This is a genomic window from Ruegeria sp. YKSD163, assembly GCF_059612905.1.
On record NZ_JBXWRM010000010.1, the window covers coordinates 1 to 12939 of the forward strand.

Here is a 12939-nt window from a genome sequence, read left to right on the forward strand (position 1 = left end):
CAACACCCGCGCGCGCCTGGCCGCGCGCGGACCTCTGCTCACAGAGCAACATCTCAGAGTTTGCCAAAGCAAACTCTGTTAACAAAATCTCATCAGAGATTTTGGGGGCTCCAGTCTCAGCTCGAGCGACAACGAAAAACCCCGCCGGGATGCGGCGGGGCAGAGGTTTCTTCACCCGTTCACAGGCCTATTTCTGGGGCAGCGGGCCGATCATCATGATCATCTGACGGCCTTCCATCTTGGGCATGTTTTCGATCTTGCCCACTTCCTTGACGTCCTCGGCCACCCGTTCCAGCAATTCGCGACCCAGGTTCTGGTGCGCCATCTCGCGCCCGCGGAACCGCAGCGTGACCTTTACCTTGTCGCCGTTCTCCAGAAACTTGAACACGTTGCGCATCTTTACGTCATAGTCATGGGTGTCCGTGTTGGGACGGAACTTGACCTCTTTGACCTCGATGATCTTCTGCTTCTTGCGCGCTTCGCTTTCGCGTTTCTGCTGTTCGTACTTGTATTTGCCATAGTCCATGATCTTGCAGACCGGGGGCGTGGCATTGGGAGAAATCTCGACCAGATCCAGCCCGGCTTCCTCTGCCATGGCCATGGCCTTGGCGGGATGCACGACACCGACATTTTCACCATCTGCGCCGATCAGGCGGATTTCGGGTGCACGGATCTTGTCATTGACGCGCGGGCCGGTGTCGCGTTGCGGCGGCGCGTTGTGAGGTCTGCGGGCTATGGGAATATTCCTTTGTTGTTGCCAGAAATTCGGTGCCGGAAAGTAAACCGGCCCGCCCCGCGTTTCAAGCGGCATTGGCGGGCGGACCGGTAAAAAAGGGCATATGTGCCGTTCGGGTTCACATATTGCACCCGGGGCGGCGGTTCAGCCGACAAAGGCCTTTTCGATCACGAATTCGCGCGGGTCGGAATTGGCGCCCTCGGTCAGGCCGAACTCTTCGAGAATGGCCTTGATGTCATGGTTGAAGGCCAGGCTGCCGCAGACCATGGCGCGGTCGGTTTCCGGCTTGATCCCACCTTCAATGCCCAGGTCGGCGAACACGGTGCCGTCTTTCAGCAACTCGGTGATGCGGCCCATGCGCGGGCTCTCTTCGCGGGTGGTGGTGGGGTAATAGCGGATCTTGTCGGCAAAGCCCTCGCCCATCAATTCGGCCAAGATCTCGTCATGACGGACCTCCTCGATCAGCTGGCGGCCATATTCCAGCTCGGCCACCTCGCGGCAGGTATGGGTGATGATGACCTCGTCGTAATCCTCATAGGTTTGCGGCTCGCGCAGAAGCGAGGCAAAGGGGGCAAAGCCGGTGCCGGTGGCAAAGAACCAGATGCGCTTGCCGGGCAACAGCGCGTCATGCACCAGCGTGCCCACCGGCTTGGGCCGCAGAATGATCTCGTCGCCGGGCTGGATATGCTGAAGCTTCGAGGTCAGCGGGCCGTCCTGCACTTTGATCGAGTAGAACTCCAACTCTTCGTCCCAGGCGGGCGAGGCGATGGAATAGGCGCGCAGAAGCGGTTTGCCGTTGTCGCCCAAGAGGCCGATCATCACGAACTCGCCCGAGCGGAACCGCAGGCTGGCGGGCCGGGTCACGCGGAACGAGAACAGCCGGTCGGTCCAGTGTTTCACTTGCGTCACAGTCTGAGCGTCGGGCAGGGTGGGGGCCTTGATGGCGGCGGCTTCGGTCACGGGTCTCATCTCGGTCATGGTTCATGTCACCGGTGCGGTAAGCCGGCGCCTCTCTCTAGTCTTTGACATACATCATGAAAAGGGGAATGTCTCCCCTTTTCATTAGTGTACTAATGAATTTGGACGTCAGGTCAGCCGCGCAGACGGGCCTGATAGTCATGCGCCTGCCAGTCGGCCCGGGCCAGCCATTGGGCCTCGGGTTGGCGGTCGGCAAGGGCTGCGTCGATCTCGACCTCGTCGAACCCGGCGCGGCGCGCCATGGCATATTGATCGGCCAGCACATGGCCCTTGGCCCGCAGCCGCCCGGTATAGCCATGCAGGCGCAGGGTGCGTGCGATGGTAAAGCCGCGCCCATCGGCGAAAGAGGGGAAATCCACCCGCACCATCCGCACCCGGTCCAGCCGCGTGGCCAATGTGTCGGGGTCGGCATCGGCGGGCACGTCCAGCGCCACCACGTCATTGGCCACATCGCCTAGGGCGACGAAACCGTCGGTCCAGTCTTCGGGCTGAAAGCCCTGGTCGGTCACGATCACAGTCATGTCTTGTCTCCGTTGCGCACCATCTTGCCATCGACGAAATGGATGCCGCATTCTTCCTTGTTCTGGTTGCGCCAGCGTCCGGCGCGCGGGTCCTCTCCGGGCGCCACCGGCGAGGTGCAGGGCGCGCAGCCGATCGAGGGGTATCCCTGTGCCACCAGCGGATGCCGGGGCAGGCGGTTTTCCTCCATATAGGCGCGCACGTCCTCGGGGGCCCAATGGGCCAGCGGGTTGACCTTGATCCGGCCGGTGCCGTCCTCGACCTCGAAGAAGTCGAGCGCGGCGCGGGTGCCGGCCTGGAACCGCTTGCGCCCTGTGATCCAGCCGTCATAGCCCGACAATGCCCGTTGCAGCGGGATCGTCTTGCGCAGGGTGCAGCAGGCATCGGTGTCGCGCAGGCGCAGCGCGCCATAAGGGTCGTCGCGGGCAACGTCATCCTCGGCGGCACGGATCACCTGGACGTTGCGCAGCCCCAGTCGTTCGCTGACTTCCTGTTGATAAACAAGGGTTTCCGCGAACAACATCTGGGTGTCGATGAACAGCACCGGCACCTGGCGGTCGATCACCGCCGCCATGTGCAACAACACCACCGATTCCGCGCCAAAGCTCGACACCAGCGCGATATTGCCCGCCTCGCGCAGCGCCCCATGCATGACATCGGTGGCGCTGTGATGCTTGTAACGGGCATTGAGCGCCGCGACCTTCTGCGTCAGTACGCTCCGGTCGCGGCCCAGTTCCGTCTGGATCTCGTCAAGCGGCATCGGCGCGGGCCTCGGGATACAGCGCCGCCTTGAACGGCGCCATGCCAACCCGGCGATAGGTGTCGATAAAGCTCTCCTCGCGGTCAAGCCTTTGATCCAGATAGGTTTCCACGATCCGCTCGATGGCGGGAACGATCTGGTCATAGGCAAAGCCGGGGCCGGTCCGCTCGCCGATGGCGGCGGTTTCGGTGGCGTCGCCGCCAAGGGTGATCTGGTAGTTCTCGACGCCCGCCCGGTCGAGACCGAGGATGCCGATATGGCCCACATGGTGATGGCCGCAGGCGTTGATGCAGCCCGAGATCTTGATCTTGAGCGCGCCGATCTCATGCTCCAGCTTCAGCTCTTCGAAGCGGGTGGCGATTTCCTGGGCCACGGGGATCGAGCGGGCGGTGGCCAGCGCGCAGTAATCCATGCCGGGGCAGGCGATGATATCGCTGATCAGGCCGATATTGGCGGTGCCCAGCCCGCTTGCGGCCAGCTTGGCATGGATCGCGGGCAGGTCGGATTTGTGCACATGCGGCAGGATCACGTTCTGCTCGTGGCTGATGCGCAGCTCGTCATAGCCAAAGCGCTCGGCCAGATCGGCCATTACCCGCATCTGTTCGGCGCTGGCATCGCCCGGCGTGGCGCCATGCGCCTTGAGCGAGATGGTGACAATGGCATGATCGTCCCGCTTGTGCGCGGCGATGTTGGTATCGACCCAGGACCGGAACACCGGATCCTTGGCATAGGCCGCGTCAAACGGCGCCAGCGAGGACGTCCGCCAGGATGGCGGCGCGAAATGCCCCTTGATCTCGTCCAGCAGCGCCATGTCGGCGCCCTTGAACTGGCCGCGCACCTGGATGAACCTTTCGTTCACCTTGGCCCGGATCGCCTCGATCCCGTGTTCGAAGACGGTGATCTTGATGCGCGCCTTGTACTTGTTGTCGCGCCGCCCGATCTGGTTCCAGACCGAGACCGTAGCTTCGAGATAGGCGAGCAGGTCGTCAAAGGCGACAAAGGGGCTCAACTCCTGCCCGATCATCGGCGTGCGGCCCAGGCCGCCGCCGACGATCACGCGGGCGCCCAGCACGCCGTCGCGCTCAACCAATTGCAGGCCGATGTCATGCGCCTTGATCACCGCCCGGTCATTCTCGGATCCGGTGATGGCGATCTTGAATTTGCGCGGCATGAACTGGAATTCGGGGTGGTCGGTCGACCATTGCCGCAGCAGTTCCGCATAGGGGCGGGGGTCGGCGACCTCATCGGCGGCGGCGCCGGCGAAATGGTCGGCCGTCACATTGCGAATGGTGTTGCCGCTGGTCTGGATCGCATGCAGCCCGACCTCGGCCAGCGCGTCCAGCATGTCGGGCACGTCGCGCAGCTTGGGCCAGTTGTACTGGATGTTCTGGCGGGTGGTGAAATGGCCGTACCCCTTGTCCCATTTCTCGGCCAACAGGGCCAGCTGCCGCATCTGGGCCGCGTTCAGCGTGCCATAGGGGATCGCCACCCGCAGCATATAGGCGTGCAGTTGCAGGTAGAGCCCGTTCATCAGGCGCAGCGGCTTGAACTCGTCTTCGGTCAGCGAGCCGTCGATGCGGCGTTCCACCTGGGCGCGGAACTGGGCGTTGCGCTCGGCAAGAAAGGCGGTGTCGAATTCGGAATAGCGATACATGTCTGGCTGTCCTTGGGTGCAGCCCCGGAGCCGGGGCCTTTTGAGGGGGGAAGGGCCTGTGGCTCAGGCCCGGGGCTGCGGAGAGGTTTCCTGCTTGCCATGGGCATAGTTGGACGGGCCGGTCCTGCGGAAATCCTCTCGAAAATGTACGGGCTCGGGGCCGTTCGGGCCAGGACGGGCATCGGCCAGATAGGCGCCCACGACGCGGGCGGCCTGGCGTGACGCGTCCAGCAGCCGCAGCTGCGCATGCGCCTCGTCGGTGATCAACTCGGCCTCGGACAGCAGGCGCGACCAGCGGTCGTCGGCGGTCTGATAGATCACGTCGCCGTCGAGCAGGTCATTGGCGGTGACAACCTTGGGGGTGAATGCGCGGGCCATCAGGCAAGCTCCTTGTTGATCGTGCTGAGGGCGGCCGCCGCGTCGCGCGGGGCCAGGCCCAGAAAGGTAAGGGCGGGGCCGTCCATCTCGGCGGCGGCCAGATCGGCGGGCAGGCGGTCGAGCGTGGTGGCCAGTACCCGCTGGTCCGGGCGCGAGGCGTTTTCCACCAGCGTCACCGGTGTCGCGCGGTCGGCGCCGTGCATGATCAGCCGGCCCTGTACAAAGCGGGCCGATTTCTTGCCCATGTAGATCGCGGCCACCGCGCCGGGGCGGGCCAGCGCCGTCCAGTCGTGATCGGCAAAGCCTTGCATGTCATGGCCGGTCAGAAAGCGCACCGCGCTGTTGCGCCCGCGCCGGGTCAGGCTTTGCCCAATGCCCGCCACCGCCGCCGAGGCGGCGGTGATGCCCGGCACGATGCGCCAGCTGATCCCGGCGGCCGAGACCGCGTCGATCTCTTCATCCAGGCGTCCGAACACGGTCGGATCGCCCGACTTCAGCCGCACCACCCGGGCGCCGCGGCTGGCATGATCCACCAGCAGCGCGTCGATATCGCCCTGTTTCCACGAGGGGCCGAACCCGGCTTTGCCCACATCGACCAGCTCAGCGGTTTCACCCGCCAGTGCCAGCACCGCATCGCTGATCAGCCGGTCATGCAGCACCACATCCGCCGCCGCAAACGCCTTGAGTGCGGCAACCGTCAGCAGATCGGGATCGCCGGGACCTGCGCCGACAAAATCGACATGTCCGGGTCCCGGGTATATGCGCGGGGCTGTCATGCGGCTTGTCTCCTGTTTGACTTGCCTCTCAATATAGGAAATATTCCCTATCAAGCTCCATATGCCGCGCCAAATAAGGACATTCGTTCCATCTTGGTGGCGGTAAGGGACGCGGGTTCGGATTTTGAGGAAAAACCAGAATGTCAGTGCGCATTGACGAAACGGACCGGAAAATTCTGGTCGAGCTGCAACGCGATGCCAGCCAGTCGCTGGACGAGATCGCCAGCCGGGTCGGCAGTTCCAAGACCCCGGTCTGGAATCGGATACGCAAGCTCAAGGGGGCGGGGGTGATCGGTCAGCAGACGGTGATCCTCGACCCCGAGGCGCTGGGGTTCGAGGCCTGCTTCTTTGTCCTCATCCGCACCTCTGAACACGAGGCGGACTGGCAGAAACAGTTCCTCAAGGCGCTTCAGGACCGCCCCGAGGTGCAGGAGGCGCACCGGCTGGCGGGCGATATCGACTATATCCTCAAGGTGCGGGTCAAGAATGCCCGCGCCTATGATGCCTTCTATCAGGCGCTGATCTCCGAGGTGCGGGTGCATAATGTGACCGCGCTCTTGTCTATGGAAGAGATCAAATCGACCACCGTCCTGCCGCTGTGACAGGGCGCGTTGCCCTCTTGCCTTGGCCGCGCTTGGGTGCAAGACCCTAGGATATGCGGCGTTGGTGGGTCATCTCGGGCTTTCTGGCGGCGGTGGCTGTTCTGGCCACCGGCGTCTGGAGCTATGGCTATCGTCAGGCATTGGGGCAGCTTGCGCAGCGGGCCGAGGCAGATCTTGAACTGGCGAGCGACCGGTTGACCGCGCAATTGCAGCGTTACCAGGAAACCGCCGTTCTGCTGGCGGATCATCCGGCTCTGGGCAATCTGGGCGCCGAGACGGGGCGCCAGCAGGCACAGTCGCTGTTTCTTGATGTGGCAGACAAGACCTCGGCGCTGGAAATCCTCTATGCCGATACCCGAGGTCGCGTACTGGCATCTGCGCGCGGAACGCTGTTCAGCGACATATCCGAGACCGGGTATTTCCGGCGCGCGCTGCATGGCGCGCTTGGTAGCGCGCATGGCGTTCAGCACCCGCTGGATCTGCGCGCGATATATTATGCCGCTCCAGCGTTCGGCACTGATGGAAAGGTGCGCGGCGCCCTGGTCGTTGCCGTGGATATCGCGCATCTGGAATGGGATTGGCGCGGCAACACTCCGGCGGTCTTCTTCACCGATGTCTCGGGCCAGGTCTTCATCTCGAACCGCAGCGAGTTGCTGTGGTGGAGGCGGCCTGCCGGTCAGCCCGGCCTGGTACCGGCAAAGGGGCCGTCCTTGCCTTTTTCGGCGCATCGGGTGGGGGGATACGAGATCTGGCAGCTCGACTGGGGGCCGTACCTGCCCGCGCGGGCGCTTCACATGACGCGGCCGCTGCCGGTGATCGGCATGACCGGCGAGGTGCTGGTCGACGTGGCGCCCGCCCGTCGTATCGCCGGGTTGCAGGCTGCGGCGGTGGCGGCGATCTGCCTTGCTTTCGGTGCCATGCTCTATCTGGCGACAGAACGCCGTCGTACCCTGGCTGACGCCAACAAGGTGTTGGAAAGCCGGGTGGCCCAGCGCACACGGGCCCTGACCGCCGCCAACAGCGCGCTGCGCCGCGAGGTGGCCGAACGGCAAGAGGCCGAGGCAGCGCTGAAGCGTGCCCAGGCCGAACTGGTGCAGGCGGGCAAGTTGAGCGCCCTTGGCCAGATGTCGGCGGGCATCAGCCACGAATTGAACCAGCCGCTGATGGCGATCCGGCAATTCGCCGATAACGGCACCGCCTTTCTGGCGCGGGGCAATACCGGCAAGGCGACCGAGAATCTTGGTCGTATCTCGGACATGGCGGCGCGGATGGCGCGGATCATCAAGAACCTGCGCGCCTTTGCCCGTAACGAGAGCGAGCCGGTGAGCCGTGTGGATCTGGTGCAGGTGATCGAGGCTGCGGTGGAACTGACCGAGGCGCGGCTGCGCGAACACGCCGTGACACTCGACTGGAACCCGGGCACGGTCGGCCCGGTGCTGGCGCGCGGCGGCGAGGTGCGGCTGACCCAGGTCTTTGTCAACCTGATCAACAATGCGGTCGACGCGATGATGGATCAGGAGACGCGTCATATCCGCATCGCGATCGAGAACGGCCCCCGCCTGCTGGTTCGGGTGCAGGATTGCGGTCCGGGTCTGAAGGAACCTGAAAAGGTGTTCGAACCCTTCTATTCCACCAAGGCGGTCGGCAGTTCCGAGGGGATGGGGCTGGGCCTGTCGATCTCTTACGGGCTGGTGCAAAGCTTTGGCGGCAATATCCGGGGCAGCAACACCCGCAGCGGCGCCGAATTCACGGTCGAACTCGACCCCTGGCAAGAGGAGGCGGCGGCATGATCGACAAGGTCCTGCTGGTCGATGACGACGCGGCGGTGCGCGAGGCGCTGGGGCAGACGCTGGAACTGGCCGATTACGCGGTGCAGACGGCAGGATCCTTCGTAGCGGCCAAGGATCACATCACTGCCGGCTTCCAGGGCGTGATCGTGTCCGATATCCGTATGCCGGGGCGCGACGGGTTCCACCTGTTGTCCTATGCTCAGGATATCGACCCGGACTTGCCGGTGATCCTGCTGACCGGAGAGGGCGACATTCCCATGGCGGTCCGCGCCATGGGGGATGGTGCCTTTGATTTCTTGGAAAAACCCTGTGCCGCTGCCGACCTGCTGGCAGTGATCGCGCGCGCCATGGCGGCGCGCGTGCAGGTGCTCGAGACACGGGCGCTGAAACGGCAGCTCGATCGGGGCGATCCGGCGGCACGGATGCTGTTCGGCAGCTCGGCCCGGGCCGAGGCGCTGCGCGAGCGGGTGCGCAGCGTCGCCCCAACCGGTGCCGAGGTGCTGGTGACCGGTCCGGCGGGCAGCGGCATTTCCAAGGTGGCCGAGGTGATTCACCTGATGTCGCCGCGCGCGCAGGGCGGTTTTGTCAAACGGGCCGCGGCCGGGCTGGACGCGGCCGAGCTGTCCCGGCTCTGTACCGAGACCGGGCAAGGCTCGCTGTTCCTGGACGAGATCTCGGCCCTGTCGCAGGCGGCGCAATATGCGCTGCTGGAAGAGATGGAACAGGCCGGGGGTGCCCGTTTGCTGGCGGGCAGCACCGCCGACCTGGCCGCTCTAGTGGAAAAGGGCAGCTTCAGCGCCGAACTTTTCTACCGACTGGAGGGGATGCAGGTGCGCATTCCGGCGCTGGCCGAGCGGCCCGAGGATATCCCGGTGATCTTTCGCCATTACGTGATGCAGGCGGCAGAGCAGGCGGGTATCGCGCCACCCGCTGTCTCGCCGGACCACCTCGCTGCCCTTATGGCGCAGGATTGGCCGGGCAATGCGCGCTCGCTGATGTCGGCAGCGATGCGATTTGTGCTGGGCATGCCCGAAGAGGTGAGCGAGGCCACGGAACTGGGGCTGGCCGAACAGATGGCAAGGGTGGAGCGCACCCTCTTGATCGCCGCGCTGGGGCGTCACAACGGCCGAGCCGCCGAGGCGGCGCAGGCGCTGAAACTGCCGCGCAAGACATTTTACGACAAGCTGGCCCGCTACAGCATCAAGCCCGAGGCCTATCGTCGCTAGCGTTACGGATGCGGCGGGCGCCAAGAAAATTCGACGAATTTTCTTGGCCTGCGCTTCAGGCGAGCGGCAACGCGCGATTCGCAGAGTTGTGCGGGAATCCGCACATGGGCGAAATCGGCTGTGCGGAAACTCGCACAGCAGAGGCGGCCTGCCGGCGACTAGCGAATCGATCTACACTTTAAAGTTCTGAAATTAAAAACAAAAATACAATCAAATCCGAACGTCTTCAGAACCGTTGAGTGGCGTCAGGCGATTCGCTTCACTGCCTGCATGTGGCGCCTCTGGCGTCCGAGGAACATGTGACAGACTTTTGGGAGGACAAAAGACATGAAATTCCTGACAACCGCCGCAACCGCGCTGGCCCTGACCGTGACCGCCGGCGCCGCCATGGCCGCCTGCGACGACGGTGAAATCGTGGTCAAATTCGCCCACGTGACCAATACCGACAAGCACCCCAAGGGGATCGCCGCCTCGCTTCTGGCCGAGCGCGTCAATGCCGAGATGAACGGCACCATGTGCATGGAGGTCTATCCGAACTCGACCCTCTACAATGATGACAAGGTGCTCGAGGCGATGTTGCAGGGCGATGTGCAACTGGCTGCGCCCTCGCTGTCGAAATTCGAGAAGTTCACAAAGAAATTCCGTCTCTTCGATCTGCCCTTCATGTTCAAGAACGTGGATGCGGTGGACGCGTTCCAGACCTCGGATGCCGGTCAGGCCCTGCTCGACAGCATGCAGAAGCGTGGCCTTCAGGGCCTTGCCTATTGGCATAACGGCATGAAGCAGATGTCGGCGAGCAAGCCGCTTCTGGTGCCGTCGGATGCCAACGGGCTGAAGTTCCGCGTTCAGTCCTCGGACGTGCTGGTCGCACAGATGGAAGCGATGGGCGCAAGCCCGCAGAAAATGGCCTTCTCCGAAGTCTATGGTGCCTTGCAGCAGGGCGTTGTCGACGGGCAGGAGAACACCTGGTCGAACATCTACGGCCAGAAGTTCTTTGAGGTGCAGGACGGCACCACCGAAACCAACCACGGCATCATCGACTATCTGGTGGTGACCTCGGTCGATTGGCTGGACAGCCTGGACGCCGGCGTGCGCGACCAGTTCCTGACCATCATCAAGGAAGTGACCGATGCCCGCAACGCGGAATCGACCAAGGTCAACAACGAGGCCCGCAACGCGATCCTCGCCGCCGGTGGCGTGGTACGCGAGTTGAGCGCCGAACAGCGCCAGGAATGGGTCGATACCATGAAGCCCGTCTGGGACAAGTTCGTGGACGACGTGGGCCAGGATGCGATCGACGCGGCCCAATCCATCAACGCCTCGATGTAATCCAGGCACAGCCTGACGGGGCGCGGGCAGGGCTGTCCGCGCCCTTTTTCATAAAAACAAGGGACGAGGGACATGCATCCGCACAAGAGCGAAAGCTGGGTGGATCGCATTGAAGAGACGATCATTGCCGTGCTGCTGGGCTTCATGACAGTGATCACCTTTGCCAATGTGGTCGCACGCTACGTGTTCAATCACAATATTCTCTGGGCGCTCGAACTGACGGTGTTCATGTTCGGCTGGCTGGTGCTGCTGGGGGCAAGCTATGCCGTCAAGAAGAACGCCCATCTGGGGGTCGACGCGGTCATCAACATGCTGTCGCCCAAGGGGCGCCATGTGTTGGCGATGATATCGGTCACCATCTGCATCCTGTTCACGTTGCTGCTGCTCAAGGGCGCGTGGGACTACTGGTCGAACTTTGCCAATCTGCCGCAGACCACCGGGCGCGTGTTTCCGACCGGCTTCGAGGACAAGTTCCGCCCCAAGGGCTGGTACGAGACCAACGACATCCCGCACCCGGCGATCCTGGGCTGGATGGAGACCGTGTTCAACGAGGGCGACGAATACGAAAAACTGCCGCGGCTGGTGCCCTATCTGGTGCTGCCGCTCAGCATGGGCCTGCTGCTGTGGCGGTTCCTGCAAGTGGCCCGCAGCATCTGGACCGGCGGCCAGGACCGCATGATCGCCAGCCACGAGGCCGAGGACGAACTGGAAGAAGTTCGCGAGCAACTGGGGAAGGATGACTGATGGACGTGGTGCTTCTCTTTGTGATGGTGGTGGGGTTCCTGCTGATCGGGGTGCCCATCGCGGTTGCGCTCGGCTTCAGTTCGGTCCTGTTCCTGCTGATCTTCTCCGACAGCTCGCTGGCCTCGGTGGCGCAGACGCTGTTCCAGGCCTTCGAGGGCCATTTCACCCTGCTGGCGATCCCCTTCTTCATCCTCGCCTCGTCCTTCATGACCACGGGCGGGGTGGCGCAGCGGATCATCCGGTTCGCCATCGCCTGTGTCGGCCATCTGCGCGGCGGTCTGGCCATCTCGGGCGTGTTTGCCTGCATGATGTTCGCGGCCCTCTCCGGTTCGTCCCCGGCGACAGTGGTGGCGATCGGTTCCATCGTCATCGCAGCGATGAAACAGGCGGGCTATACCAAGGAATTCGCCGCTGGCGTGATCTGTAACGCGGGCACGTTGGGCATCCTGATCCCGCCCTCGATCGTGATGGTGGTCTATGCCGCCTCGGTCGAGGTCTCGGTGGGCCGGATGTTCCTGGCCGGTGTCATTCCGGGCATTCTGGCCGGTGTCATGCTGATGGTGGCGATCTATGTCATGGCCACGATCAAGGGCATGCCCAAGGGCGATTGGGCGGGCTGGGGCGAGATCGGCGACAGTTTCCGCGACGCTTTGTGGGGGCTGATGCTGATCGTGGTGATCATGGTCGGTATCTACGGCATCCCCGGCATCACCAGCGCCATCTTCACGCCGACAGAGGCGGCGGCGGTGGCCTCGGTCTATGCCTTCCTGGTGGCCTCCTTCGTCTATCGCGACATGGGGCCGCTGGCGGCTGAGCATAACGGCGGCGTGCGCAAGAGCCTGCTGACCCGGCCGCTGGCACTGGTGGGGGCGTTCTTTCACAAGGACACCCGCAACACCCTGTTCGAGGCGGGCAAGCTGACCGTGACGCTGATGTTCGTGATCGCCAACGCGCTGATCCTGAAACATGTTCTGACCGACGAGCAAGTGCCCCAGCATGTGGCCAACGCGATGCTGTCGGCGGGTCTGGGCCCGATCACCTTCCTGATCGTGGTCAACGTGATCCTGCTGATCGGCGGCCAGTTCATGGAGCCCTCGGGCCTGCTGGTCATCGTGGCGCCGCTGGTGTTCCCGATCGCCATCGAACTGGGGATCGATCCGATCCATCTGGGCATCATCATGGTGGTGAACATGGAAATCGGGATGATCACGCCGCCGGTGGGTCTGAACCTCTTCGTGACCTCGGGTGTGGCGGGGATGCCGATGATGAGCGTTGTGCGCGCGGCGCTTCCCTTCCTGGCTGTGCTCTTCGTCTTCCTGATCCTGGTCACGTATGTGCCCTGGCTGTCGACGGTGCTGCCCAACGCGCTGATGGGGCCAGAGATCATCATCAAGTAACGGATGCGGTTCCAATCGAGAAACCATGCCGGGCAGGGAAACTTGCCCGG

General features: G+C 63.5%; 14 protein-coding genes. 7 read left to right on the forward strand and 7 right to left on the reverse strand.

Annotated features, from left to right (window positions below):
- Window positions 1-227, forward strand: a 227-nt coding sequence (locus tag AC2FNA_RS13925) for a hypothetical protein (protein WP_496827491.1), incomplete at its 5' end; no start/stop codon positions are given.
- Here AC2FNA_RS13925 and infC read toward each other — a convergent pair.
- From infC to cobA, 7 genes are all read right to left on the reverse strand, one after another.
- Window positions 188-811, reverse strand: a complete 624-nt coding sequence (gene infC / locus AC2FNA_RS13930) for a translation initiation factor IF-3 (protein WP_234145387.1) — start codon at window positions 809-811, stop codon at window positions 188-190. The genes AC2FNA_RS13925 and infC overlap by 40 nt on opposite strands.
- Before the next feature lie 69 nt (window positions 812-880).
- The gene (locus tag AC2FNA_RS13935; protein WP_496827493.1) at window positions 881-1714 is read right to left on the reverse strand and encodes a ferredoxin--NADP reductase; all 834 of its coding nucleotides are present in this window, start codon (window positions 1712-1714) and stop codon (window positions 881-883) included.
- 113 nt (window positions 1715-1827) lie between these two features.
- Window positions 1828-2235 (reverse strand): DUF934 domain-containing protein, encoded by a 408-nt coding sequence (locus AC2FNA_RS13940; RefSeq protein WP_011048338.1) that lies wholly within the window; start codon window positions 2233-2235, stop codon window positions 1828-1830.
- Window positions 2232-2993 (reverse strand): phosphoadenylyl-sulfate reductase, encoded by a 762-nt coding sequence (locus tag AC2FNA_RS13945; protein WP_496827495.1) that lies wholly within the window; start codon window positions 2991-2993, stop codon window positions 2232-2234. Before AC2FNA_RS13945 ends, AC2FNA_RS13940 begins: the two co-directional genes overlap by 4 nt.
- Window positions 2983-4647, reverse strand: coding sequence for a nitrite/sulfite reductase (locus AC2FNA_RS13950; RefSeq protein WP_496827497.1), 1665 nt, complete (start codon window positions 4645-4647; stop codon window positions 2983-2985). The genes AC2FNA_RS13945 and AC2FNA_RS13950 overlap by 11 nt, the downstream gene beginning before the upstream one ends.
- 63 nt (window positions 4648-4710) lie before the next feature.
- Complete coding sequence (locus AC2FNA_RS13955; RefSeq protein ID WP_496827499.1) at window positions 4711-5025, reverse strand: DUF2849 domain-containing protein; 315 nt, start codon at window positions 5023-5025, stop codon at window positions 4711-4713.
- Window positions 5025-5801 carry a uroporphyrinogen-III C-methyltransferase gene (gene cobA / locus AC2FNA_RS13960; RefSeq protein WP_496827501.1) on the reverse strand — a complete coding sequence of 259 codons (777 nt, stop codon included), beginning with the start codon at window positions 5799-5801 and terminating at the stop codon, window positions 5025-5027. The genes AC2FNA_RS13955 and cobA overlap by 1 nt, the downstream gene beginning before the upstream one ends.
- 140 nt (window positions 5802-5941) lie before the next feature.
- Between cobA and AC2FNA_RS13965 the strand changes: the two genes are divergently transcribed.
- The 6 genes from AC2FNA_RS13965 to AC2FNA_RS13990 all read left to right on the forward strand — a co-directional run bounded on the left by AC2FNA_RS13965 (window position 5942) and on the right by AC2FNA_RS13990 (window position 12889).
- Window positions 5942-6403, forward strand: coding sequence for an Lrp/AsnC family transcriptional regulator (locus AC2FNA_RS13965; RefSeq protein WP_234136228.1), 462 nt, complete (start codon window positions 5942-5944; stop codon window positions 6401-6403).
- Between the two features lie 53 nt (window positions 6404-6456).
- Complete coding sequence (locus tag AC2FNA_RS13970; protein ID WP_496827503.1) at window positions 6457-8193, forward strand: sensor histidine kinase; 1737 nt, start codon at window positions 6457-6459, stop codon at window positions 8191-8193.
- A complete protein-coding gene (locus AC2FNA_RS13975; RefSeq protein WP_496827505.1) occupies window positions 8190-9419 on the forward strand; it encodes a sigma-54-dependent transcriptional regulator in 1230 nt (409 codons plus the stop codon). The genes AC2FNA_RS13970 and AC2FNA_RS13975 overlap by 4 nt, the downstream gene beginning before the upstream one ends.
- 327 nt (window positions 9420-9746) lie before the next feature.
- The gene (locus AC2FNA_RS13980) at window positions 9747-10748 is read left to right on the forward strand and encodes a DctP family TRAP transporter solute-binding subunit (RefSeq protein ID WP_496827507.1); all 1002 of its coding nucleotides are present in this window, start codon (window positions 9747-9749) and stop codon (window positions 10746-10748) included.
- Window positions 10749-10820: 72 nt separating this feature from the next.
- Entirely contained in the window at window positions 10821-11492 is a 672-nt protein-coding gene (locus tag AC2FNA_RS13985; protein WP_234145395.1) for a TRAP transporter small permease, read from the forward strand.
- On the forward strand, window positions 11492-12889 hold the full coding sequence (locus tag AC2FNA_RS13990; RefSeq protein ID WP_234218386.1) for a TRAP transporter large permease: 1398 nt from the start codon (window positions 11492-11494) through the stop codon (window positions 12887-12889). Before AC2FNA_RS13985 ends, AC2FNA_RS13990 begins: the two co-directional genes overlap by 1 nt.
- The last annotated feature ends 50 nt before the right edge of the window (window positions 12890-12939 follow it).

Coding starts and splice junctions, on each gene's coding strand:
- infC (WP_234145387.1), bottom strand. CDS start 811: ATGCCGCTTGAAACGCGGGGCGGGCCGGTTTACTTTCCGGCACCGAAT.
- AC2FNA_RS13935 (WP_496827493.1), bottom strand. CDS start 1,714: ATGACCGAGATGAGACCCGTGACCGAAGCCGCCGCCATCAAGGCCCCC.
- AC2FNA_RS13940 (WP_011048338.1), bottom strand. CDS start 2,235: ATGACTGTGATCGTGACCGACCAGGGCTTTCAGCCCGAAGACTGGACC.
- AC2FNA_RS13945 (WP_496827495.1), bottom strand. CDS start 2,993: ATGCCGCTTGACGAGATCCAGACGGAACTGGGCCGCGACCGGAGCGTA.
- AC2FNA_RS13950 (WP_496827497.1), bottom strand. CDS start 4,647: ATGTATCGCTATTCCGAATTCGACACCGCCTTTCTTGCCGAGCGCAAC.
- AC2FNA_RS13955 (WP_496827499.1), bottom strand. CDS start 5,025: ATGGCCCGCGCATTCACCCCCAAGGTTGTCACCGCCAATGACCTGCTC.
- cobA (WP_496827501.1), bottom strand. CDS start 5,801: ATGACAGCCCCGCGCATATACCCGGGACCCGGACATGTCGATTTTGTC.
- AC2FNA_RS13965 (WP_234136228.1), top strand. CDS start 5,942: ATGTCAGTGCGCATTGACGAAACGGACCGGAAAATTCTGGTCGAGCTG.
- AC2FNA_RS13970 (WP_496827503.1), top strand. CDS start 6,457: ATGCGGCGTTGGTGGGTCATCTCGGGCTTTCTGGCGGCGGTGGCTGTT.
- AC2FNA_RS13975 (WP_496827505.1), top strand. CDS start 8,190: ATGATCGACAAGGTCCTGCTGGTCGATGACGACGCGGCGGTGCGCGAG.
- AC2FNA_RS13980 (WP_496827507.1), top strand. CDS start 9,747: ATGAAATTCCTGACAACCGCCGCAACCGCGCTGGCCCTGACCGTGACC.
- AC2FNA_RS13985 (WP_234145395.1), top strand. CDS start 10,821: ATGCATCCGCACAAGAGCGAAAGCTGGGTGGATCGCATTGAAGAGACG.
- AC2FNA_RS13990 (WP_234218386.1), top strand. CDS start 11,492: ATGGACGTGGTGCTTCTCTTTGTGATGGTGGTGGGGTTCCTGCTGATC.